Here is a 23,912-nt window from a genome sequence, read left to right on the forward strand (position 1 = left end):
GACCTACTCCCAGCGGAAGTATCGCGCGGCCAGCCCACCGGCCACGATCGTCCAGCCCAGCATGACGGCCACGTGCAGCAACTGCGGCCAGTGACCGGCCGTGGCGTCCTGCAATGATTGCACGCCCGCGCCGAGCGGGGTGAAGTCGCTGATCGTCCGCAGCACGCCGGGCATGCTGTCGCGCGGGATCCACAGGCCGGCGAAGAACACGACCGGGAAGAACAGCACGGTCCCGACCGCGCCGGCGCTCTTGCCGGTCGGGGCGAGCGCGGCGACGAGCAGACCGAGTGCCAACATCGCCAGCGCCACCAGCACGTAACTCGTCAGGTACGCCGGCACCTGCCGGGGCAGGCGCACGTCGAACGCCAACCGGCCGACGGCGAGCAGCACCAGCATCGTCACCACCGACATGAGCGTGGACATCAGCAACTGTGCGCCGAGCATGGCCGCCGGCCTGACCGGGGTGGTCCGCATGCGACGCAGCACGCCCTTCTCCCGGTAGGTGGCGAGAAGCTGGGACAGGCTGTTGAGGGCGAACATGGCGACGGCCAGCGCGACCAGGATGGGCACGTAGAGGTCGATGGTCCGCAGACCGCCGAGATCCGCGTCGGGCTCGCGGAACGCGGGGATCGCACCGAAGATGACCAGCAGGAGCGGCGGAAACCCGAGCCCGAAGAAGACGATGATCGGCTCGCGGAGGAAGAGTCTGGTCTCGGTGGCGGTGAGCCGGGACAGGGCGGACATGATGGTCTCCTCAGGCGTCGACGGGGCGGCCGGTGAGCGCGACGAACGCGTCGTCCAGCGAGATCTGCTCGACGCGCAGGTCGGCCGCGACGACCTGGCTGCGGGCGAGCACTGTGGTCACGGCGAACAGCAGGTTCCCCGTGCCGGTCACGACGAGCTGGCGGCCGGCCCGCTCGACCGAGGTGACCTCGGGCAACACGGTCAGCAGGGCGTGGTCCAACGGCGCGGAGGGCCGGAACCGGATCCGCTGCCGGTCGTCGACGCGCGCCACCAGCCCGGCGGGGGAGTCGAGCGCGACGAGGCGGCCGGCGTCGATCACGGCCAGCCGGTCGCAGAGCCGTTCCGCCTCCGCCATGAAGTGCGTGACCAACAGGACCGTCACCCCCCGGTCGCGGATGCCCTCGATCAGGTCCCACGTGTCGCGCCGCGCCTGCGGGTCCAGGCCGGTGGTGAGCTCGTCGAGCACCGCCACCCTCGGGTTGCCGACCAGCGCGAGCGCGATCGACAGCCGCTGCTTCTGCCCGCCGGAGAGCCGCCGGAACTGCGTGTCGAGCCTGCCGGTGAGGCCCAGGCTGTCGATCAGCTCCCGCCAGTCGACCGGCTCGCGGTAGAAGGAGGCGTACAGCCGCATCGCCTCGCCGACCTTGATCTTGTCGGGCAGCTCGCTGGCCTGCAGTTGCGCGCCGAGCACCTGCCGAAGCTCCCCGGAGTCGCGCCGCGGGTCGATGCCGCAGACGCGCACGGTGCCGCCGTCCGGCGTACGCAGCCCCTCGACGCACTCGACGGTCGTGGTCTTGCCGGCCCCGTTCGGGCCCAGGATGCCGAAGATCTCGCCCTGCTCGACGGCGAAGCTGACGCCGTTCACCACGGTGTGCTCGCCGTAGCGCTTGACGAGGCCGTCCACCTCGATGATTGCCATGACAGCAGCGTGCCGCCCGGCACGGGCGCGCCGAATCGACTGCGTGGCGACGATCGGCGCGGAACCCGGTGGGCCCCACCGTCAACCGATCGGTTGATGCTTGGCTCAGCAGGGCGGCCGGACGCCGAAGACGTGCCTATGTTGCCTCTGCGCAGCCGTCGCGCGAGATCCGCCGAGCGGGAAGAGGAGCCTCGACATCCGTCCGCCGAGCAGGCAACGACTTCTCCTCTCCACCGGCGCGGAGTTGTCCTTCATCACGGCAGGCGACCCGGCCGGGCCCGCCGTGCTGCTCCTGCACGGCTTCCCCAGCTCCGCGCGCACGTTCCGGCAGGTCGTACCCGAGCTGGCGCGGGCCGCGTACGTGATCGCGCCCGACCTGCCCGGCTTCGGCGAATCCGACGTCCTGCCGGCGGTCTCGTTCGCCGCCTTCGGTGCGGCGATCTCCGAGCTGTTGGACCGGCTCGGGATCGGGCCGCGTCACGTCTACCTGCACGACTTCGGGGCACCGGTGGGGCTGCACATCGCCATGGCGGCGCCCGAGAAGGTGCTCGGCCTCATCGTCCAGAACGCCAACGCCCACCGGACGGGGCTCGGGCCGCAGTGGGCCCAGACGATGGCCTACTGGTCACAGCCGAGCCCGGAGAACGAGGCGGCGGCGACCGCGCACCTGACCTTCGAGGGCATCCGCGACCAGTATCTCGCCGGCGTCCCGCCGGACGTGGCCGCGCGGATCCCGGCCGAGAGCTGGGAGGAGGACTGGCGGGTGATGCGCCTGCCCGGCCGGCTGGACACCCAGCGGGCGCTCATCGCGGACTACGGGCGACACGTCGACAGGTTCGACGCCATCGCCGAGTACCTCGCGCGGTGGCAGCCGCCGGCCCTGCTGCTCTGGGGGCGGCACGACGCCTTCTTCGACCTCGCAGAGACCCTGTCCTGGATGCGGGCTCTGCCCAGGATGGAGACCCACGTCCTCGACGCCGGCCACTTCCTGCTGGAAACGCACGCGTCCGCGGCCGTGTCGCTCATGTGCGACTTCGTCGGTCGCACCCGGAGGGGAGCGACAGGATGAGGGCCGCAAGGTAGCATCCGAGGCGCTTCCCTTGCAGCCATCGGGCGAGCCGACACGGCGAGCTGACCTGGGGATCGTGCGACCCATCCGTTCCAGGTCACGGAGGCCACCCCCATGCCGTCCCCGCCCCAGGCTGTGCCGTTCACCATCGACGTCCCCGACGACCTGCTGGCCGACCTCGCCGAGCGGCTGGCGCGCACCCGGTTCGCCCGCCCCACCGCGACCGGGTGGGGCGCCGGCACGGACCCGGACTACCTGCGCGAGCTGGTCACCTACTGGCGCACCGACTTCGACTGGCGGGCCCGGGAACGCGAACTCAACGCGGTGCCGCACTACACCGCCACCCTGGACGGCCGCCGCGTGCACTTCGTGCACCTGCGCGCCGCCACCGCCAACGGCAACCGCCCTCCGCTGCCGCTGATACTCACCCACGGCTGGCCCAGCAGCTTCGTGGAGATGTTGCCGCTGGCGGCGCGGCTGGCCGACCCCGCCGCCCACGGCGGCCACCCGGACGACGCCTTCGACGTCGTCGTCGCGTCCCTGCCCGGCTTCGTCTTCTCGGACCTGCCCGCCCACGGCCCGGTGATCCCGCCGGTGGTCGCCGACCTGTGGGCCCGGCTGATGACGGACGTCCTGGGCTACGCCGCGTTCGGCGCGTACGGCGGCGACATCGGCTCCCACGTCACCGGCTTCCTCGGCGCCCGGCACCCGCAGCGGGTGCTCGGCATCCACACCCACCACCCCAACCTGCACCCCGTCCTCGACGACGCCCACCCGCTGTCCGCAGCCGAGCAGGCCTACCTGACAGCGCGCTCGAACGGCGACGACGGCGACGACGGCTACGCCGCCATCCAGAGCACCCGACCGGACACCCTCGCCGCCGCCCTGCTCGACTCGCCCGCCGGCCTGGCGGCCTGGATCGTGGAGAAGTACCGGGCCTGGGGCGACTGCGACGGGGACCTGGAATCCCGGTTCAGCAAGGACATGCTGCTCACCGTCGCCACCCTCTACTGGGCCACCGGGACGATCGGCTCGTCCTTCAGGCCCTACTACGACGACTCCCGGACCCCACCCCTGGAGGCCGTCGACGTGCCGGCGGGAATCCGGCTCACCCCCGAGGACCGCGACTACCCCCGCGAGTACGCCGAACGCACCTACCGCGACCTGCGCCAGTGGCGCGGCCCGACGCGCGGCGGCCACTTCCTGCCCCTGGAGGAACCCGACCTGCTCGCCGACGACCTGCGGGACTTCTTCCGGCCGCTGCGCGGCGGGGCGTAACCGGCACCGACGGTCGGCCACCCGCCGGGCTTGCGGGTCCGGGCAATGTGCGCGAGCGCCCGGGGCGGTCACCCGCCCCGGCGACTCGACCACCCGTTGCACGTGAGGCGGGCGTCCGGGACGGGTCAGCGGCGTCGGCCGGGGAAGTCGACCGTGAACGGGCGCGTCCCCACCCGGAAGGCCGTGGCGTCGGCCAACCGGGTGAAGTCCGGGTGGCAGCGGACCGTGGACAGGCAGAACCGCACGCGCTGGCCGGGCACGAGCCGGATGTCGTACCGGCCGTCCTCGACGTTCTCGTCGACCGCGACGATGTCGCCGGTGTCGGCGTTGTAGGCGTAGAGGGGGCCCGCGTATTCGTACTTCGGTAGGCCGTCGGCCTTGCCGGAGACGGCCGTACCGGCGCTCATCCGCTCGTTCGCCACGGTCGTGCCGCCGGCGACGACCCTGATCCGGGCGGCCTTGATGCTGTTCGGCGCCCCACCGGACCACTGGGTGGCATACGCGCTGCCGGCTCCGCCGTGGCCCCGGGGGATGAACGCCAGCGACCACTCGTAGGGGCCGAGCCCGCTGAACGTGTACGAGCCGTCGCCGGGAACCTGCGGCGTGGTCTCGTACCAGAACGGGTCGAAGGTCGTCAGGGCGACGGTCACCGACACCGGCTGGCCGGTCACCCGGTCGGTGATCGATCCGGTGATCGACCCCGCCCCGTCCAGCAGGATGTCGGGCAGCGTGGTGACCCCGGGGCGCGGCTCGACCACCAGCGCCGTGGCGCGGTCGCCGGTGCCACCGTTCGGGCCGACCCACTGCGCGCCGTGTCCGGCAGCGCCCGCCCAGAGGTGGTACCGGTCCGGGAAGAGGCTCCGGAACCGCACCACCCCGTGCTCGTCGGCGATCTCCGTGACGTCCCAGACATCAGGGAACCGCTTGTCCACCGCCAGGGCCCGCACCGCCGCGTTGGGCACCGGCGCGCCGGTCGCCCGGTTTCGCACCACCACCCGCAGTTCGGCACCGGGCGGCTGGACCGGCAGCGTCGCCCGGGTCACCCGGCCGTCGACCACCGTCGCGTCGACCATCCCGCCCTCGTGCACGCCGTCCTTCGCGGCGCCGGTGAACCGGTACGTGCCGGGCGGCAACTCCAGGTCGACGTACCCGTCGGGGAACGGTCCCGAGGGACCGGTGCAGTAGAAGCCGAGTTCCAGCGGGTTCTGCACGCAGAAGTCCCGCACCCGGACACCGGTTGCCGCGTCGGCCGCCACGAACCGAATCCGGCCGGCTCGGGGCAGGACGTCGTGGACGACGAGCCGGCCCCGCGCCGGAACGGCGACGAACCCCACAGGGTGCGAGACGCGGCCCGGGTAGTAGCGCGGCGCGGCGGCACCGGGCAGGTGGTAGGTGATCCGGTAGTGCCCGGCCAGTGCCCCGACCACCCGCCACCGGCCGGCCCGGTCGGTGGCGGCCGAGTATTTCGGGTTCCCGGTGCCGTCGCTCGGCTCCATGGTGACGCTCACCCGCGCGGCTGGCCGACCGGAGCGTTCGGCGAGGATGCCGGTGACGGTCGCGGCGGCGGTGGCGGCCCGGACCGGCGCGACCGGCCTGAGCACCGCGTCGACGCCGAGCAGCAGGAACGCGCTCAGTGCCGCCAGAAGCAGAGTGCCGGTACGCCTCACGGGATGTGCCGCTCGACCGTCCATGGTGGTGACACCTCCGGTAGCGGCGAAGCCGGGCTCCCTCGTGGACGCCAGGGCAGCCTAACCACGCGCCTTGCCACCGCGTGTCAGGTGGCGGACACGGGCGGTGCCGCTTTTCCAACATCTGTGGGGGGACATGTTGGTGCCTAACTCGAACCTTCAACCTGGGATGGCTCATGCGTACCGCGGCCGGACTCCCGCGTGTGCGGGGGATGACTCGACGTTGCAGACAGCACGGCGTGGCGGCGGGAAGCCCCCCCCCCGCGTGTGCGGGGACGACATCGGGTTCGGGCGCGGTGGCGAAGGCTCGGACGGAAGACCCCCGCGTGTGCGGGGACGACGGGTCGGCGCCGAGTTGGAGCCAGCCGCGCAGGGGAATACCCCGGCGTGTGCGGGGACGACGATCAGCAGGCAGGTCGGGTCGATCGTGGCCCCGGAAGACCTCCGCGTGTGCGGGGACGACGCTCCCCGAGCGAGAACGCCTCCAGCAGCTCGCGGAAGACCCCGCGTGTGCGGGGACGACCCGGCAAGGATGGCCAGCCCGTGATCGACCCGGGGAAGACCCCCGCGTGTGCGGGGACGACCTCCTAGATCAATCTGTAGGGGCAGAACAGTGCGGAAGACCCCCGCGTGTGCGGGGACGACAGGGAGGCCGGAGGACTCGACGAGCGCGACCGAGGAAGACCCCCGCGTGTGCGGGGACGACTGCCGCCAACCTGTGCCGCCGCCGTGGGGAGCAGGGAAGACCCCCGCGTGTGCGGGGACGACGCACTGGCCACGTCACCGAGTCAGCGTCGCCGGGGAAGACCCCCGCGTGTGCGGGGACGACCAGGTCCCGGACCGTGAAGACGTCCTTCGTCGGGGAAGACCCCCGCGTGTGCGGGGACGACGGCAACCTGGGCGCCCAGACGCAGTGGGAGGACGGAAGACCCCCGCGTGTGCGGGGACGACTTCACCTCTTCCGAGTCGTCGTCGCGCTCGGCGGGAAGACCCCCGCGTGTGCGGGGACGACATCGTCTACACCTCGGCGCCACGATCGGCCCTGGGAAGACCCCCGCGTGTGCGGGGACGACGACACGTCCGCGCGCAGCGCGTCGTACTCGGCCGGAAGACCCCCGCGTGTGCGGGGACGACGGGCCACGTCGGCCGGACACGTCGACATGGTGCGGAAGACCCCCGCGTGTGCGGGGACGACCGATCATCCGGGCCGTTGATCGCACCAACCAGGGGAAGACCCCCGCGTGTGCGGGGACGACTACTACTCCGGCCAATCGCTGTCCGCCAACACGGGAAGACCCCCGCGTGTGCGGGGACGACCGGCCGTACGTGGCGGTGATCGATCTCGACGGCGGAAGACCCCCGCGTGTGCGGGGACGACAGCCCCGTCCACGCCCCGGACCCGGGACCGGCGGGAAGACCCCCGCGTGTGCGGGGACGACGCCGTCTCGGTGGCGGACATGAGGTCGGGGATCGGAAGACCCCCGCGTGTGCGGGGACGACTCTTCGTCTCGAAGTTCGCGCCCCGCACGACCCGGAAGACCCCCGCGTGTGCGGGGACGACGGCTCGGCCTTGGCCGGCTTCGGCGCGTCCTGCGGAAGACCCCCGCGTGTGCGGGGACGACGCCCGCGTGCTCCACGTACGCCCGCGCGATCAGGGAAGACCCCCGCGTGTGCGGGGACGACAAGGAGTTGACCTTGGCCTAGGCGGCGGCGGTGGGAAGACCCCCGCGTGTGCGGGGACGACCCGTCGCTGAGGTACGCGCGGACCCTCTCGGGGGGAAGACCCCCGCGTGTGCGGGGACGACACGGCCGGAGGGCCGACCGGCCCGAAAACATCGGGAAGACCCCCGCGTGTGCGGGGACGACCCGAGGTAGGTGGCGATGCTGGCCGCCTTCACCGGAAGACCCCCGCGTGTGCGGGGACGACCGCGTCCACCACCCGCTGCATGAACGCGATCTCGGAAGACCCCCGCGTGTGCGGGGACGACACTTGCTGACCTGGAGTTTTATCGGCGTGGCAGGGCCGTCAGCATTAGTCCGTCGAGGGCTACTGGGAGCCATCGGTCACGGCCTGCGGTGCGCATTACCGATCCTTGTTCGCTGCCGCTGGTCCAGCGTCGGCCTCCTGCCGTGTAGAGAGTATGGCCCACAGGCGGTTGCGTGCTCGGGTATGGGGGCGCCGGCGGAGACTTCGATTATCCACAGGTGAAGTGTCCGCGCTGCGGCGATGAGGATGACGGCGCCAAGAGCCCGCCTTGGACTCGTACAGCTTCGGTCCGCACCCTGAGGGACGGGTGGCACTCAGAAAATAACTCACGTTGGCAGCTGGGCCCCGTGTTACTGATGCGCTTTCTGTCGGGAAAATGACAACACCGACTGTCGGGGCCTTCCCTGTCGGGGGTGCTTCCTAAAGTCCCGGGTCATGTCGTCCGATCCGAGCGTCGCTCTCGCCGTCTTGTGGGCAAAGTCGTCTGCTGCGGGTCGCCCATCCCTGCTCCTGCAGCATCTGCTGGATACGGCGGCCGTGGCGGAGCTGATCTGGGACCGGTATCTCGCTGCTCGCCTGAAGGGGCAGTTGGATAGGCTGACCGACAAGAGGGGCCGCGAATTCTTCTCTCTTTTGTGCGGCTGGCACGACGTCGGGAAGGCATCACCCGCGTTTCAGCGCAAGGTCGATTCACTGGCGACGGCGGTTCGGGATGCGGGTCTGGGCTGGCGCAGCCTGAATGGGGAGTCGGCGAAGTGGCACCACACCTGTGCCGGCGCGGTGATCATAAATTCCGTGCTGGGCGAGGCGGGATGGAGCGAGTCAGCTCGGGCATGGGTATGGCCTCTGATTGCGGGCCATCATGGGTTGGTCCCGTCAGGCGCGATTCATAAGAAGGCGAGACGGCTTCGTAACGCTCAGGGGGATGGCCCTGCGTGGGAGTCCGCGCAGGTCGCACTGGTGTACGCGGTTGCCCACGCCCTCAAGGTCGATATAGCGCGTTTGGCACCCGTGGCGGTGCCGCGTCGTGGGGTGCAGCTCGCGCTGTCCGGGTTCGTCATCATGGCGGACTGGATTGCCAGCAGTGACCACTTCCCGGGTGAGTTCAGCTTGTCTGAGGTGTCCATGCGAAGCGCCCGACGTCGGGCGCGGGATGCCTGGGCGGAGCTGGAACTACGGGGCGGCTGGGATGCGGCGCCGTACCGGCGGATGCCGGATCTGGTCGAGGTGAGGTTCGGTAAGCCCTCTCGCCCCCTGCAAGCCGCTTGCGTCGACCTGGCGGAGCAATTGGCTGCGCCCGGTCTGCTGATCGTCGAAGCGCCAATGGGCGAGGGGAAGACCGAGGCGGCTCTCGCTGCGGCGGAGGTGTTGGGGCGGCGGTTCGGCTGCGACGGCGTCTTCGTGGGGATGCCGACGCAGGCGACCAGCGACCCGATGTTCGAGCGGGTGCTCCGGTGGGCGGATCAGATCGATCGAGGGCTCCCGGTGGGGCTGCTGCACGGTAAGCGGATGTTCAATGCGCACTGGAACGCGCTTCAGCAGGGGACGCAGTTTGCTGGCATCGACGATCTCGGTTGTTCTGACGACTTCGGCCTCGCCGGCAATAGCCGCTGGGAGCGTCCGGAGCACGCGCCGGCTCAGTGGTTTCTCGGTCCGAAGCGCGGGATGCTGATGCCGATCACGGTCGGGACTGTGGATCACCTGCTCTACGCCGCAACCCGAACCAAGCACGTTATGCTTCGGCACGCGGGCTTGGCCGGCCGAGTGGTGATCCTGGACGAGATTCACGCCTACGACGTCTACATGTCGCAGTTCCTCCATGAGGCGCTGCGCTGGCTGGCAGACGCGGGCGTACCCGTCATCCTTCTGTCAGCGACACTGCCGCCGAAGCAGAGGGAGAGCTTGATGCGGGCCTACCTGCAGGGTGCGCTGAGCCGGCGAGTCGTCGATGTGCCGGCGGTATCGGCGACATCTGACTATCCCGTACTGCACGCGCTCACCGTCGCTGATGGTGCTGTCACGTCTGCCAACCAGACGGCGCCGTCGTGGCGTCGGAGCATCCCCGTGGCTGTCGAACTACTGGAAGAAGCTCCAGCGGACGCTCCGGACGTGGTGGTGAGCCTGCTCGACAGTGAGCTGCGTGAAGGCGGTTGTGCCCTGGTTATCCGAAACACGGTTGGCCGGGCTCAGCAGACCTATGATGCGCTTGCCGAGAAGTTGGACGCGGCCGACTTGATCCTGCTGCACGCACGTCTAACGGTCGCCGAACGTGCCGCGCGTACCACCAAGGCCTTCGATCTGTTGGGGCCTCCGACCGCAGGTCGTGAGCGGCCGTTCCGCCTGGTCGTGGTTGCGACCCAGCTTGCTGAGCAGTCCTTCGACGTCGACGCGGATGTGCTCGTCACTGACATCGCGCCAATTGATCTTCTGTTGCAACGACTCGGTCGGGTGCACCGCCACACCCGGCCGGACCGCTTTCGGTTGCCCAAGGTGTTCGTAGCCGGCATCAAGACCCATGTAGCCGGGCCGCCGATCTTCCCCAGTGGCGCCGAGTACATCTACGGTCGATACCCGCTGCTTCGGGCCGCCGCGCTGGTGAAAGAGGCTGCCGCCAGCAGCGGCTGGAGCATCCCCGGCGACGTTCCCAACCTCGTGGCGAGGGGATACGGCGACGGCGAAATCGTTCCTGATCTGTGGCGAGAGGCAGCATCCGCCGCTCACGACGATTGGCAGGCAGACGAGAGCGAGAGGCGGGAATCGGCGAAGTCGTTCCTGTTGGCGGGGGAGAGCGAGCTGGGCGCTCCCACGTTGGCTGGGTTGCACAACCGGGCGACCGGCGAGGCATCCGGAGACGAAGAACTGGCCGCCGTGGTGCGGGACGGGCCTGAGTCAGCGGAGGTGGTACTCGTCCGCCAGGCGAGCGGCCGATACCTCACCCTCGGTGGACGTAACCTCGGGCCGAACGGGGACATCAGCGATGAAGGGCTCGCCGAAGAAGTCGTCGGTTCGACCGTGCGACTGCCGGCTCGACCCGTGCTCACCGAGGCGGCAAAGAGCCTTAACCCATTGCCTGGCTGGTACGGCAACGCCTGGTTGTCGCGTTCCTCAGCCTTGGTGCTTGACGCGTGCGGAACCGCCGTCCTAGGCGGACGACGGCTCACATACGACGAGTGCCTCGGCCTGTTGGACGAACCCGCATGACTGAACTCGTTGAGGGCCTTGTTGCTAGGGCGCGGTAAATAGTGACAATCATGATCGTCCAAAGAGTGCGAAATCCCATGAATCTTAACGATCCTGCGGAGTGTTGATGGAGAAATTCTCGTTCAGCTTGGTGGATGAGCCGTGGGTCCCCGTCGTCGAGGGCGGTCACCCTCGGTTGCTGTCCCTCCTCGACGTCCTGTCGCGTGCGCACGAGATTGACGGATTGGCGATCGCGAACCCGTTGGAGACCGTGGCGGCGTTGCGGCAGGTCCTGCTGCCCGTCTACTGGGACGCCTGCGGCATCCCGGAAAGCGAAGACGAGTGGAAGCGTCGCTGGCGTGAGGGCCGCCTCCCGGACGAGAAGATCAAGGGCTACCTCAACCACTATCGCGATCGGTTTGACCTGTTCGGCGTCCGCCCGTTCGGTCAGGCGGCGGGGTTGCGGACGGGGAAGAACGAGGACAAGCCAGTGTCGTTGCTGGTTGCCTCGATCGCCACCGGAAACAACGTGCCCCTGTTCACGGCGCGTACCGAGGCCACCCCTCCGGCGTTGACTCCGGCCGAGGCGGTTCGCGCGATGCTGGCGGCCCAATGTTGGGACACGGCAGCGATCAAGTCGGGGGCGGCTGACGACCCGGAGGTGAAGGGTGGCAAGACCACCGGGAACCCCCTCGGCCCGTGCGGTGCTCTGGGCGTCACGGTGCCTGTCGGCCGTAACGTCGCGGAGACCCTGATCTTGAACAGCCGGATCGTCCGACAGCCGCCGCCGGAGGACATGCCGCAATGGCGTCGGGCTCACCCCCTGACCGGTGCCTGGCAACAGAGGAGCGCGCTGGGGCTGCTCGATCTGTTGACCTGGAAGTCGCGGCGCGTGCGCCTCATACCCGAGCGGAACCCCGACGGAAGGGTCCTGGTGCGGCGGGTCGTCCTCACCGCCGGCGACCGATTGCAGCCGTTGCCGCAGGATGTGGAGCCGCACACCGCCTGGCGGCAGGTCGACAAGCCCCGCGCCGGTCAGCCACCCGTGCTCCCCGTGCGACACCGGGTCGGCCAGGACGCGTGGCGCGGCCTGACTTCGATCCTGGCCACCGACGTTGAAGAGAAGGCGGCGTACACCAGCTCGAATCTGATCATCCAGCTTGCCGAACTCGACATCGACGTACCGCTGCAGATCCTGGCTGTTGGCGTGGAGTACGGCAATCAGTCGGCGGTCGTCGAGGACCTCATCATCGACATGATTCCGCTGCCGGTGGCGGCACTCGGACAAGCCGAGGTGCGACAGGTCGTCGAATCCGTCGTCCGGGAGGCGGAGGAGCTTCGTCGGGCGGGCAACCAACTCGACGACAATCTGCGGCGGGCCAGCGGCGGTAGTCCGGTGCCGTGGGACAAGGGCCTCCGGGTGGGGGATGCCCTGATGCACGAACTGAATCCCGTCGTACGCCGCCTGCTGGCCGGTCTGCAACAGCAACCACATCGGTACGGCGAGGCCCAAGACGCGTGGCGGAGCACAGCTCGGTCGCTCGCGCTCGCAGCCGCTGAGCGTGCACTAGCTGCGGTGCCACCGCAGGCGTTTGTCGGCCGAGAAGACGACAAACAGAAGAAGGTCTATCGAGCCAGCACCGCCGCGATCTGGCATCGCCGCGCGGTCGACAAGATTCTTGGCTTCGAATCCTGATCCCCTGACGAGCGGAGTTGCGTGGATGAGCATCAGCGAGGGCGAACGCCGAAGGCAACGGCGTCGACACTTCTGGGAACGCGAATTTCCCAAGACCGGGCCGGAGGGACGCGACCTAGCGGCGCTCCGCAGCGGGCTCAACCATGACCCCGGGTCGGTGCCGGCGATGTGGCCGTACTACACCCGGCTGCACCCCGATGGGTGGCTGACTCCAGAGTTACGGGCGGAGCACGCCGTCCTGACGCTCTTCGCCGTGCACCAGCAGTCTCAGTCCCGTCTGATGCATCAGCCCGACATCGGACTGGGAACGGCTTTGGCCAAGCTGCGTCACGGCGACAAGTTCGCCGCCGGTGCGATCGACCGGCGGTTCGGCGCCGCAGCGACGGCGACCAGCTTCGCTGAGGTGTCGGCGCACCTCCGGGGCCTGGTCAGCCAACTCCGCGCGTTCAGGCCGGCCCAGCCACTGGACTACACCCGGCTCTTCAGAGATCTGTGCGACTGGCAGCACCCGGACCGGGTCCACACGGTGCGACGAAGGTGGGGCTCGCAGTACTTCACGCACGACAAGAAGGCGGAACCAGCGACCGAGCAGGACATGACGCCATCGACTGCCTGACCGACTTCCGAGCGACTGACCCATCCCACGTCCGCTGACCCGTTACTACGAGGAGACCCGGTGACCGATCGCCGCCGCACCTACATCGACATCCACATCTTGCAGTCCGTACCCCCGTCGAACCTCAACCGCGACGATGCCGGCAGCCCGAAGCAGGCCATCTACGGCGGCGCACGCCGCCTGCGCGTGTCCTCGCAAGCATGGAAGCGCGCGACGCGCCTGGCGTTCAAGAACGATCTGGGTATTCCCGCAGATCAGCTCGGCACGCGTACCAAGCGAGTGTCAACGCTGCTCGCCGCTCGCCTGACCGAGAGGGCCCGGGTGTCCGCAGAAGCCGCTACCCGGCTGAGCAACGCCCTGCTGGCACACGATCTCAAGGTCACCGCCGGCAAGAAGGCCACGGAGAGCGCCTACCTGCTGTTCTTCGGACGAAGCCAGCTCGACGCCATCGTCGCTCTGGTCTCCGATCGGGCCAGCGAACTGACCGCGCTGGCGGATGACGCGTTGACCAAGGCCGTCGCTGAGCTGCCTGTTCGCGCCCAGTTGATGGCAAAGCACCCGATCGACGTGGCGTTGTTCGGTCGGATGGTCGCCGACATCCCCGCCCTCAACGTGGACGCGGCCACACAGGTAGCGCACGCCCTGTCGGTCCACCCGGTGGAAGTCGAGTTCGACTACTACACGGCGGTCGACGACGAGAAGACGCGGGAGGAGGACGCCGGCGCCGCGATGATGGGCACTGTCGAGTTCACGTCCGCCACGCTCTACCGGTACGCCACCCTCGACGTACAGCACCTGGCCGAGAACCTCGACAACGACATCGAGGTGACGATCCAGGCTGTGCGCGCGTTCATGCGGGCATTCGTCACCTCGATGCCCACCGGACACCAGAACACCTTCGCCCACCGCACCGTGCCCAGCCTGGTCAGCTACATGGTGCGCACGGATCAGCCGGTCAACCTCGTCTCGGCATTCGAAAGTCCCGTTCGCAGCACCCACGGCATCGCAGCCAGGGCCGCCCTCTCCCTGGCCCGAGAGGCCAACCGGACCAGCACGTCCTTCGGTCTGACCCCCATGGCGGTCTCCACCGTCTATGACCCGGCATCGCTCGCCGGCATGAGCAGCCACCAGGATCGGGACCCTGCCGCGGAGGCCGCCCAGGCGTTCGGCCCAGTGTGCGGGCTCGACGAGAGCATCGACGCGATCATTACGGCTGTGCGTCCCCGACTGGACGGGTCTGCGGAGTCCTGATGACCGACGACACCTTCTGCCTGGTGCTCCGCATGGCCGGTCCGCTGCAATCGTGGGGCGGGCGCAGCCAGTTCAACCGTCGGGACACCCTCGATGAGCCGACCAAGAGCGGCGTCCTCGGGTTGCTCGCCGCCGCCCAGGGGCTCCGCCGTCAGGACTCGATCGACGACCTGCTCGGCCTCTGCCTCGGCGTGCGCACCGACCAGCCAGGGACGCTGCTGCGGGACTACCACACGGTCAGCGATTTTCGGGGTCGTCCGCTACTCTCCGCCAGCGTCAACGCCAAAGGCTTGCAGAAGCTGACGTCACCGGCCAAACTCACGCACGTTACACATCGCTTCTACCTCCAGGACGCGGTGTTCGTGGTGGCGGTGAGCGGCCGGATTGAGTTTCTTCGCAGCCTCGTCGACGCCCTACGCGAGCCTGCCTTCCCACTCGCGCTCGGCCGGCGGTCCTGCCCGCCCACGATGCCCCTGCTTCTGACACCGGACCAGACACACCGGGCGGACTCGGCCGCGCTGTGGACCGGCGGACCAGCCGAGGTGCTCACCCACGTGCCCTGGCAAGCCAGCGACCGCCACCGCGCGTCGCGTTTCCCCCGCAACCTCCGCCCATCGACGCTCGACCTGCCGATCACCGTCGACGACGACGATGGCAACGACGTGCGCGTTGACGTACCCCACTCCTTCGACCCCCTACGCCGTGGGTTCAGCACCCGCCGGGTACGACAGGAGTGGGCCCGCGTCTCCACAGGTTGGCCCGGCACCGACCAAACCGACCATGATCCCTTCGCGCTGCTCGGGTGGTAGCTGACATGCCCTATTTGTCCCGGATCCGCCTCAACCCGCTCCGGACCCAGGCGCAACGGATGCTCCGTAACCCACAGGTCCTGCACGCCGCCATTCTCGGCGGCCTCAGCCGGCAACCAGTCGATGAACGTGTCCTGTGGCGGATGGAGAATCACCAGCACCACCTCGCGGTTCTGGTCCTGACTCAGTCCACACCGTCGTGGGAGCATCTCGTCGAGCAGGCCGGCTGGCCGTCGGCCGACGAGCCGCAGTCCCTGACCAAGCCGTACGAGCCGCTACTCGACCAGATCCAACGCGGCCGCACCTTTGCTTTCCGCCTGAAAGCCAACCCCACCGGCGCCACCAAAAAACCCGAACGCCCGTCCGAGATGCAATCCCAACGACTCGCCACCAACCGACCCCGGGGCGTACGTGTGGCACACCGCAAACTCCCCGATCAAATCAACTGGGTCATCGAGCGACTCAACCGCAACGGCTGCACGGTGCTCACCGACACTGTTGACGGCAACGAGGTTCCGGCTCTACGCGTCACGGACCGACACCAGATCCGTTTCCGCAAGACCGACCGCGGCACGTCAGCACCCCCGGTCACCTTGGAAAGCGTTACCTTCGACGGTCTCCTGCGCATCGACGACCCGACGCCGGCCCGAACCGCGTTGCTTGCGGGCATCGGCACTGCCAAAGCCTACGGTTTCGGCCTGCTCACCCTCGCCCCGCCACAGCCCGTTCAGGAAACCTGACGTGTGGTGGCTCGCCGACCCGCAGGACCTCCACCGCATCAGTGACCGAATCTCCAGCGTCTACGTCGAGCGCTGTCACATCGACCGCGACGACAACGCGGTAGCGCTGGTCAATCGGGAACGCACCGTCCGAGTACCCGCCGCGATGATCGCCACCCTGCTGATCGGCCCCGGAGCGCGCATCACCACCGCCGCCGTACGCCTGCTGGCCGACTCCGGAACCGCCATCACCTGGGTCGGCGAGAAAGGCGTCCGTCTCTACGCCAGCGGTATCGGCCCCAGCCGTGGGTCGCAACTACTCCTCCGCCAGGCGTACCTGGTCACCCGCACGAAGGAACGCCTCGCCGTCGCCCGCCGCATGTACGGTATGCGCTTCCCCGGCGAAGACGTAAACACGCTGACCATGCAGCAGCTACGCGGACGAGAGGGCGCTCGGGTCAAAAAGATCTACCGCGCCCACTCCGCACGGACCGGGGTGCCCTGGGATGGGCGGCTCTACAAACCCGGCCAACCCTTCGAAGCCGGCGACGATGTCAACCGGCTTTTGTCCGCCGGCCACAGCTGCCTCTACGGCATCTGCCATGCGGCGATAGTCGGGCTGGGCGCGAGCCCCGGGCTTGGCTTCGTGCACACCGGCGGTGCCACCTCGTTCGTGCTCGACATCGCGGACCTCTACAAGGCCGACTACACCATCCCGCTGGCATTCGACCTGGCCGCCCGAGGCCTCACCAGCGAACGGGATGCGCGTACCGCCTTCCGCGACCGGGTCACCGACGGGAAATTGATGACTCGCATCGTGCAGGACATCAAGGCCCTGCTGCTCACTGGGGGCGACGTCACCGACCACGACGAACACGCGCTCTGGGACGAGGACCTCGGCTCCGTGCCAGGCGGCATCAACTGGGCAAACGATTACGCCGACAGCCTCGACGGCAGTTCCTTCGTCGGGGTCACCGGGCCAGACCTGGGCGAACCCAAGGTGGACTTTTGACCGTCGTCGTTCTCATCGCCGTGGCCGAAGGGCTCCGCGGACACCTCACCCGCTGGATGATCGAGGTTGCTGCCGGAGTCTTCGTCGGCAACCCCAGTACCCGAGTACGCGACCGGCTCTGGGCGCTCCTTGCAACCAGGGTCGGTGACGGGCAAGCCATCATGGTCGAGCCTGCTCAGAACGAGCAAGGCTGGGCAATCCGTACCACCGGACGCGACAGGTGGGTGCCCGTCGACCTCGACGGACTGATGCTGGTGGCGCGACTTCGCCGATAAAAGACCAGGTCAGCAAGTGTCTTCCCCGCACGCGCGGGGGTCTTCCGCTGATGTCCCGCACTACCCGCCCGGTACCGGTGTCTTCCCCGCACGCGCGGGGGTCTTCCCTTCGAGTCCGCCGACACCGAGGCCGGCGTCTCGTCTTCCCCGCACGCGCGGGGGTCTTCCGGTCCGGACGCTCGACTCCCGCGCCATCCACCAGTCTTCCCCGCACGCGCGGGGGTCTTCCCGGGACACTGCGCTGCTTGAATGGGCCAAGCAGGTCTTCCCCGCACGCGCGGGGGTCTTCCCTGCACCCGTACCGAGGGGTGCGGTATCCGTCCGTCTTCCCCGCACGCGCGGGGGTCTTCCGGTGGGAGTGGCGCTGGTGCTGGCGTCGCAGCAGTCTTCCCCGCACGCGCGGGGGTCTTCCGGCCAACCGCCGCGTCATCGACGCCGAGAAGAAGTCTTCCCCGCACGCGCGGGGGTCTTCCCGACCACGAGGTGGCTCTGCTCGTCGCGCTGGAGTCTTCCCCGCACGCGCGGGGGTCTTCCGTACGTATCCGCAGGGACGGGCGCGGATGCCCGGTCTTCCCCGCACGCGCGGGGGTCTTCCCCGCCCGGTCCGCACCATTGAGCGCGTCCATGAGTCTTCCCCGCACGCGCGGGGGTCTTCCGGCATCCAGGGTCGACTGCTGCGACGCCAGCACGTCTTCCCCGCACGCGCGGGGGTCTTCCGGGAGAGATCATGACGGATATTCGGGAGATGGGGTCTTCCCCGCACGCGCGGGGGTCTTCCCGTGCCGTTCGTGGTGCTCCTGGCCGCCATCGGGTCTTCCCCGCACGCGCGGGGGTCTTCCCACGTCCGCCGCAGCGTCGGGTGTCGGCTGCCCGTCTTCCCCGCACGCGCGGGGGTCTTCCCCCCGGATTTTGCGGTCGGCTCAGCGGGCCGAGTCTTCCCCGCACGCGCGGGGGTCTTCCGTGGTGCGGCATCGTCGTGGCCCAGGACGAGGCGTCTTCCCCGCACGCGCGGGGGTCTTCCGCTCCGCCGCCGGGCCATCGCCGACGCCATGCGGTCTTCCCCGCACGCGCGGGGGTCTTCCCATGGCCGAGGTGGACGTCCCTTTCTCCGTCGCGTCTTCCCCGCACGCGCGGGGGTCTTCCCATGTCTGACCTAGGGCTTCACCCGGTGGTGGCGTCTTCCCCGCACGCGCGGGGGTCTTCCGGCGTCCCGGCCGTGGGCGCCGCGGCTCATCCGGTCTTCCCCGCACGCGCGGGGGTCTTCCGAACACCGCCGCCGCCGTACCCGGCCGCCACCGGTCTTCCCCGCACGCGCGGGGGTCTTCCGCCCTGGACGACCTCGACGATGTCGGCGTCAGTCTCGGCGTACTCTTCCCCGCACGCGCGGGGGTCTTCCCCCGGAGCGCGTCCGCGCCTACCTCAGTGACGGGTCTTCCCCGCACGCGCGGGGGTCTTCCGCGGTACTGGGAAGGCTCCGGCGAACAGGGGATGTCTTCCCCGCACGCGCGGGGGTCTTCCGAGGTCTCGGTGGTGACGGTCGGCGCATCCGGCGTCTTCCCCGCACGCGCGGGGGTCTTCCGGCCCGCGAGATCGTCGGCGTTCGTCAGCAGGTGTCTTCCCCGCACGCGCGGGGGTCTTCCGCCGTAGGACCAGGTCGACAGCAGGGTCGCGGCGTCTTCCCCGCACGCGCGGGGGTCTTCCGGACGGCAGCGACTACGAGGGGCCGGTGACGCTGTCTTCCCCGCACGCGCGGGGGTCTTCCGGAGTCCCGGGCCGGGGGGTGGGACGCCGACGGGTCTTCCCCGCACGCGCGGGGGTCTTCCGAAGGCCAGCTACAAAGCGCAGTTCACCGGCCTGTCTTCCCCGCACGCGCGGGGGTCTTCCGGAGTCCCGGGCCGGGGGGTGGGACGCCGACGGGTCTTCCCCGCACGCGCGGGGGTCTTCCGGACCGCGCCATGACCACCACGACCACGACCGCGTCTTCCCCGCACGCGCGGGGGTCTTCCGCGGCGGTTGCGGAACTGCGTGCGCAGGAGCTGGTCTTCCCCGCACGCGCGGGGGTCTTCCGCTGCTCGGCTACGTGCGGCCCGGCGACACCATGTCTTCCCCGCACGCGCGGGGGTCTTCCGCGGGTCGCGGTCTACTTCACCAAACACGGCGCGTCGTCCCCGTACGCGCGGGGGTCTTCCGTCCCGCAAGGTGTTCAAGCTGCTCAAGGGCCGGTCGTCCCCGCACGCGCGGGGGTCTTCCGTCCGCGACCGGTCGGCCTCGCGCGCACGCGCGGTCGTCCCCGCACGCGCGGGGGTTTTTCGTCCGCGACCGGTCGGCCTCGCGCGCACGCGCGGTCGTCCCCGCACGCGCGGGGGTTTTTCGGAGACGCTCAGTGGGCGACGTCCACCTCGACCGTCGTCCCCGCACGCGCGGGGATTTCCGACCATGGATGACGTGCAGCGGGCGACGCTGTAGTCGTCCCCGCACGCGCCCGGTTTCGCACATGCAGTGCTGCCGCGCGACCGTTGGCGGCTCCCCATGCACGGGGGCTTCTAGCCTTCACGAGAGCGCCGGAATCCTTGACTCGTCGCCCTCGCACGTTTCGGCGATGGGAGTTGGGTTCTAACGGTTTTTCCGGTCTGACCCGCCGGCCAGGTAAACCGGTGACTGTTCTACTCGGGCCTTCATTGCCGCCCTTACCCGGGGAACGACGTTTTCCGGAAGGCGCTGCTCGGCCTCTGACGGTCTGAAGAACGCGAGGTCGTCAAGCTCTTGACTGGGTATGTCGAAGCCAGCGTGGTCAGGGACGATCCCACAGTCGAAGGTGAAGCTGATGATTGAGCGGGGCCGCTGCCCTGCTGGCGGAGCCCAGTCCACAACGAGCAGGTCTTTCACCGCCAAGACGACCCCTAGCTCTTCCTGGATCTCGCGAGCGCAGGCCACATGTGGATACTCGCCTTCTTCGACGTATCCGCCGGGAAAGGACCAATGGTCGCGGTACGTGGGTTTGACGAGCAGAACCTTGCCGTCTTGGTCGGTGATGAAGGCGGCTGCGGCGGCGTAGAAGGCCGGCAGGTTGGCGTACCAGATGCTCGGCTCCGTCCAAGTCACCCCGTTGACGCTAGCCGACCCGACTCGACGGACTCGCCTTACTCGTTTGGCACCGGAGCCCTCAGAGTCTCTAGCAGGGCGTTGACCTGGGGCACTGCCTGGTAGGCGTTCAGGGCGGTGGTGAGTTCACGTATGCGGTGTGTCACGCGGACGGAGCGGACGTCTGGTAGGTGCCGTCCGAGTTCTCGACCCCAGTGGCAGGCGGCCTCGATATCTCCGGCGCGGGCATAGGTCATGGCGATGAGTGCGGTGTGCAGGGCCAGGGTTCTGGCGTTCTGGTTGGTGAGAGCGATCGCGACAGGCGCGTGTCGTAGGGCCTGTTCGGGCAAGCGAAGATCACTCAGGCACTTTAAGGCGGTGCCGGCGTAGTGAGCCGGGCTGAAGTATGTGGCCCAGCGCGGGATTTCGCCCGTGTCCGTTCGGTCGATTGCCTGTTCGGCCTTGGTGAGCGCGGTCTCACAGGCACGTCGTTCGCCTGCTCGGCCATATGCGCTGGCAGCGGTCGTGTAGAGCCGGGCGCGGACCGCGGCAGGGGCACGACCTGCCCCGTCGATGGCAGCCTCGGCGAGCCGGGCAGCGTCCTGGGTATGCCCGAGGTAGACAGCCTGGGTGGCGAGGTTGGCCAGTAGGTGGGCTCCGTAGAGGCGATCGTCGGCGGCTTTGGCGAGCCGCAGCGCGATGGTCAAATGTTGTTGGGCGGAGGTGTGTGCGCCCGCGTCGTAGAACATGAAGGCGAGCTGACCGGCGAGCGTGGCGGTAGCTCGCATGAGGTCGCGCCCGATGGCCTCGGTGTAGGTGCCTCGCAGCATCGGGGCTACCTGGCGTACAAGGAAGTCGGCCATGATCGCCCGGGTGCGAGGTGAGCCACCCCCGTGTCGCCGGTCGAGATTCATGAAGTGCTCGGCGAGGGCGTACAAGGATTGAATATCCGCCCTCGTGACCAGTTGTCGCCCGCTTCGAGCGACTCTTTCGTCGGGCCGGTCGTATCGCCAGGCGAGCGCGGCCCGTAGGGCGTCGCCGCTGTGGAATGTTCCGGCGGGGCTGGAGTCGAGCTGTTTGGCGAGCAGCGCCCAGAGTTTCTCGGCGGTGTCGATAGCGTGACTCGCGGAGGCGGGGTAGCTGGCGCTTACCGTGACATTGGTTGCCTCGAACCCAAGCTCGGTAACGGCAACGGGCCGGGCGAGTTTACGAGCGAACGTCTCGGCCATGGTGGCCTGGACGTGTTCGGCGGGCCGACGCCCTCGTAGCCACCAGTAGACACTGGCGGCGTCGTAACGCCAGGTGCCGTGAACACGCCCGGCATGGTTGAGCTGCCGGGCGAAGGCGGCGTGTGCGTTGCCGTAGCCGGCAGCGTGCAGCATCTCCTGGAACATCGCATTCGTGACCGGCCGCGCCATGGGCAAGCCTCCAGGAATCGAGTGACTACCAGCAGTGACAAGCCTATGAGCTTTCGCCTCGCTGCGGGGGGCCCGCGCAACCCCGCGCAATCAGGTGCCGGCGGCTGCGCAATGGCTCGCATCGCCCGCCATCTGGTCTGCCGAGCATCAGTCGACTTCGCTGGCCTCAAGAGCCTGTGGGCGTGGCGATAGGGATGCTCCCAAGCCCTACCGTCGCGCCCTTCGATCGACGGAGGCACGGATGCAGGGCCGAGACGATGAGTCAGTTGGCGAGCAGGCCGAGGCTGCCGAGCGGGAGGCTGCCAAGCGGCGGCTGCTCGCGCGGGCCGAGGCGGAGCGCGTACCGGTGGAGGAGACCACCCGGGCGGTGCCGGACCGGCGGTGGCGGCGTGACCAGCGCTGACGAGCCGATCGGGCGTCGGGTGGCGCGGTGGCGGGTGCGGCGGCGGATGACGCAGCAGATGTTCGCCGACCGGCTCGGCAGGTCGAAGAGCTGGGTGGACAAGACCGAGCGGGGTGTGCGTCCGCTCCACCGGTACCCGGTGATCCGGGAGGTCGCCCGGGTGCTGCGGGTGGACCCGCTGGTGCTGCTCGGCGAGCACCGCCAGGCCGCGCCGGGCGTCGGCCCGCCGGAGGGGGTGGACGGCGTCCGCGCCGCCCTCGCCCGCTACGACGACCGCCCGGCGGTGGTGTCGGTGGTGGAGGCGGGCCGGCAGGTCGCGCACGCCTGGTTGACCTACCAGCACGCGCGCTACGCCCAGGTGGTGCGGTTGCTGCCGGGGTTGCTCTCCGCCGCGCAGGGTGTGCGGGCGCGGGAGCCGGAGCTGCTGGTGCAGGCGTACCGGATCACGTCGTCGGTGTTGGTGAAGCTCGGCGAGGCCGACCTGGGGTGGCTGGCCGCGGACCGGGCGGTGGCGGTGGCCGGCGCGGATCCGGTGCTGGCGGGGGCGGCGGCCGTGTCGGTCGGCCAGGCGCTGCGCGCGCTGGGCCGCGACCGGTTGGCGCTGGTGGCGACGACGGCCGCCGCGCGCCGCGTCGGGCCCGCGTCGGAGCCGGTGTACGGGACGCTGCTGCTCCAGGCCGCGCTCGCCGCCGCCGGCTGCGGCGAGGCCGGGCGGGTCGGGGAGCTGACGGAACGGGCCGCCAGGCTCGCCGCCGGGGTCACCGGCGACGACCCGCACCGGACCGCGTTCGGGCCGGCGGCCGTCGAGCTGACCCGGGTGGTGGCGGCGGGCGAGTCGGGTGACGCCGGGGAGGCGGTCAGCCGGCACGAGCAGGTGGTACGGCGGGAGGCGTGGCGGCGGTTGCCGGTCGAGCACCGGGCCGCGTACCTGGTGGACGCCGCGCGGGCGTACCTGCACGTGGGTGACAGGCGCGGGGCGGGGCGGGCGCTGGTCGAGGCGGACGACCTCGCGCCGGCCGAGGTCCGGTGCCGGCCGGTGGGGCGTACCGTGCTGGCCGAGATCGCGCGGGCGGACCCGGCGCCGGCCGGCGTGGCGCGGCTGGCGACGCTGGTGGGCCTGACCCGCTGACCCCGCCGGCCGTCGTGCGCACCCGGCGTCGATGGTGCTCCGGGGCCGGGGCGGTGCGGCCGGCCTGGTTGGTGAAAGGTGCCGCCATCGGAGTATTAGTCCGATTCCTCCACTCTGTCGATGCGGTTGGTGCGAGTATCGAGGACGTGGCTGCCAAGACCGCAATGCCTGCTATCTCGCCGCTCGCCGGCGAGCCGATCAAGCGCGCCGACGCCGAGCGGCTCGCGGGAGTGCTGAAGGCCTTCGCCGACCCGGCCCGGCTGCGGCTGCTCAGCCTGATCCAGTCCGCGCCGGAAGGCGAGGCGTCCGTCAGTGACCTCACCGCGCCGCTGGGGCTCTCCCAGCCGACCGTGAGCCATCACCTGCGGATCCTCACCGAGGCCGGCCTGATCGAACGCGAGAAGCGCGGCGTCTGGGCGTACTACCGCCTGGTGCCGTCCGCGATCGCGACGATCGCCGACCTGCTGACGCCGCCGCGTAAGCGGGCGACGAAGCGAGCCCGCTGAGCGGCGCCGCCGCCGATCGGTGACGGAGGCCCACCCCGGGCGAGACCCGTGAGCGTGCGCCCGTGGGCGAAGACCGCGCCGGGCGGCGGGGTCAGCGCGCCCGCAGCGGCACGGCGGGCGCCAGCGACCACG

At 69.8% G+C, this 23,912-nt stretch carries 18 protein-coding genes and 2 CRISPR repeat arrays; of the genes, 13 read left to right on the forward strand and 5 right to left on the reverse strand.

Annotated elements, in window-relative coordinates; genetic code table 11:
- Positions 1–3: 3 nt before the first annotated feature.
- Both ACQ452_RS12800 and ACQ452_RS12805 read right to left on the reverse strand, forming a co-directional pair.
- Positions 4–744 carry an ABC transporter permease gene (locus ACQ452_RS12800; protein WP_433393412.1) on the reverse strand — a complete coding sequence of 247 codons (741 nt, stop codon included), beginning with the start codon at positions 742–744 and terminating at the stop codon, positions 4–6.
- A 10-nt stretch (positions 745–754) separates the two neighbouring features.
- Positions 755–1,663, reverse strand: coding sequence for an ABC transporter ATP-binding protein (locus ACQ452_RS12805; RefSeq protein ID WP_433393414.1), 909 nt, complete (start codon positions 1,661–1,663; stop codon positions 755–757).
- 244 nt (positions 1,664–1,907) lie between these two features.
- Between ACQ452_RS12805 and ACQ452_RS12810 the strand changes: the two genes are divergently transcribed.
- Positions 1,908–2,732 (forward strand): alpha/beta fold hydrolase, encoded by an 825-nt coding sequence (locus ACQ452_RS12810; protein WP_433393416.1) that lies wholly within the window; start codon positions 1,908–1,910, stop codon positions 2,730–2,732.
- Between the two features lie 114 nt (positions 2,733–2,846).
- On the forward strand, positions 2,847–4,010 hold the full coding sequence (locus tag ACQ452_RS12815) for an epoxide hydrolase family protein (RefSeq protein WP_433393418.1): 1,164 nt from the start codon (positions 2,847–2,849) through the stop codon (positions 4,008–4,010).
- 125 nt (positions 4,011–4,135) lie between these two features.
- On the opposite strand, the gene ACQ452_RS12820 is transcribed toward ACQ452_RS12815, so the two are convergent.
- The gene (locus ACQ452_RS12820) at positions 4,136–5,701 is read right to left on the reverse strand and encodes a hypothetical protein (RefSeq protein WP_433393420.1); all 1,566 of its coding nucleotides are present in this window, start codon (positions 5,699–5,701) and stop codon (positions 4,136–4,138) included.
- A gap of 249 nt (positions 5,702–5,950) precedes the next feature.
- Positions 5,951–7,686: a CRISPR direct-repeat array (repeat unit 28 nt; unit sequence GGAAGACCCCCGCGTGTGCGGGGACGAC).
- 434 nt (positions 7,687–8,120) lie between these two features.
- Here ACQ452_RS12820 and cas3 point away from each other — a divergent pair.
- The 8 genes from cas3 to cas2e all read left to right on the forward strand — a co-directional run bounded on the left by cas3 (position 8,121) and on the right by cas2e (position 17,243).
- The gene (gene cas3, locus ACQ452_RS12825; RefSeq protein WP_433393422.1) at positions 8,121–10,886 is read left to right on the forward strand and encodes a CRISPR-associated helicase Cas3'; all 2,766 of its coding nucleotides are present in this window, start codon (positions 8,121–8,123) and stop codon (positions 10,884–10,886) included.
- Positions 10,887–10,992: 106 nt separating this feature from the next.
- Positions 10,993–12,561 carry a type I-E CRISPR-associated protein Cse1/CasA gene (casA, locus tag ACQ452_RS12830; RefSeq protein ID WP_433393424.1) on the forward strand — a complete coding sequence of 523 codons (1,569 nt, stop codon included), beginning with the start codon at positions 10,993–10,995 and terminating at the stop codon, positions 12,559–12,561.
- 25 nt (positions 12,562–12,586) lie between these two features.
- Positions 12,587–13,177 (forward strand): type I-E CRISPR-associated protein Cse2/CasB, encoded by a 591-nt coding sequence (gene casB, locus ACQ452_RS12835; RefSeq protein WP_433393426.1) that lies wholly within the window; start codon positions 12,587–12,589, stop codon positions 13,175–13,177.
- Positions 13,178–13,237: 60 nt separating this feature from the next.
- On the forward strand, positions 13,238–14,428 hold the full coding sequence (gene cas7e / locus ACQ452_RS12840; RefSeq protein ID WP_433393428.1) for a type I-E CRISPR-associated protein Cas7/Cse4/CasC: 1,191 nt from the start codon (positions 13,238–13,240) through the stop codon (positions 14,426–14,428).
- Entirely contained in the window at positions 14,428–15,237 is an 810-nt protein-coding gene (gene cas5e, locus ACQ452_RS12845; RefSeq protein ID WP_433393430.1) for a type I-E CRISPR-associated protein Cas5/CasD, read from the forward strand. The genes cas7e and cas5e overlap by 1 nt, the downstream gene beginning before the upstream one ends.
- Before the next feature lie 5 nt (positions 15,238–15,242).
- Entirely contained in the window at positions 15,243–15,977 is a 735-nt protein-coding gene (cas6e, locus tag ACQ452_RS12850; RefSeq protein WP_433393432.1) for a type I-E CRISPR-associated protein Cas6/Cse3/CasE, read from the forward strand.
- A gap of 1 nt (position 15,978) precedes the next feature.
- Positions 15,979–16,968 carry a type I-E CRISPR-associated endonuclease Cas1e gene (gene cas1e / locus ACQ452_RS12855; RefSeq protein ID WP_433393434.1) on the forward strand — a complete coding sequence of 330 codons (990 nt, stop codon included), beginning with the start codon at positions 15,979–15,981 and terminating at the stop codon, positions 16,966–16,968.
- Positions 16,965–17,243, forward strand: coding sequence for a type I-E CRISPR-associated endoribonuclease Cas2e (gene cas2e, locus ACQ452_RS12860; RefSeq protein WP_433393436.1), 279 nt, complete (start codon positions 16,965–16,967; stop codon positions 17,241–17,243). Before cas1e ends, cas2e begins: the two co-directional genes overlap by 4 nt.
- 18 nt (positions 17,244–17,261) lie before the next feature.
- Positions 17,262–19,616: direct repeats of the CRISPR family, unit length 29 nt; unit sequence GTCTTCCCCGCACGCGCGGGGGTCTTCCG.
- 240 nt (positions 19,617–19,856) lie between these two features.
- Here the strand turns inward: cas2e and ACQ452_RS12865 are convergent.
- Positions 19,857–20,345, reverse strand: a complete 489-nt coding sequence (locus ACQ452_RS12865) for an NUDIX domain-containing protein (RefSeq protein ID WP_433393438.1) — start codon at positions 20,343–20,345, stop codon at positions 19,857–19,859.
- Between the two features lie 38 nt (positions 20,346–20,383).
- Entirely contained in the window at positions 20,384–21,742 is a 1,359-nt protein-coding gene (locus ACQ452_RS12870) for a hypothetical protein (RefSeq protein ID WP_433393439.1), read from the reverse strand.
- Positions 21,743–21,983: 241 nt separating this feature from the next.
- Between ACQ452_RS12870 and ACQ452_RS12875 the strand changes: the two genes are divergently transcribed.
- The 3 genes from ACQ452_RS12875 to ACQ452_RS12885 all read left to right on the forward strand — a co-directional run bounded on the left by ACQ452_RS12875 (position 21,984) and on the right by ACQ452_RS12885 (position 23,780).
- Positions 21,984–22,145, forward strand: coding sequence for a hypothetical protein (locus ACQ452_RS12875; protein WP_433393441.1), 162 nt, complete (start codon positions 21,984–21,986; stop codon positions 22,143–22,145).
- The gene (locus ACQ452_RS12880) at positions 22,132–23,274 is read left to right on the forward strand and encodes a helix-turn-helix domain-containing protein (protein WP_433393443.1); all 1,143 of its coding nucleotides are present in this window, start codon (positions 22,132–22,134) and stop codon (positions 23,272–23,274) included. The genes ACQ452_RS12875 and ACQ452_RS12880 overlap by 14 nt, the downstream gene beginning before the upstream one ends.
- 164 nt (positions 23,275–23,438) lie before the next feature.
- Complete coding sequence (locus ACQ452_RS12885; protein ID WP_357096199.1) at positions 23,439–23,780, forward strand: ArsR/SmtB family transcription factor; 342 nt, start codon at positions 23,439–23,441, stop codon at positions 23,778–23,780.
- The last annotated feature ends 132 nt before the right edge of the window (positions 23,781–23,912 follow it).

This window comes from Micromonospora sp. KLBMP9576 (assembly GCF_050941805.1).
In the GTDB taxonomy this organism is placed as follows: Bacteria; Actinomycetota; Actinomycetes; order Mycobacteriales; family Micromonosporaceae; genus Micromonospora.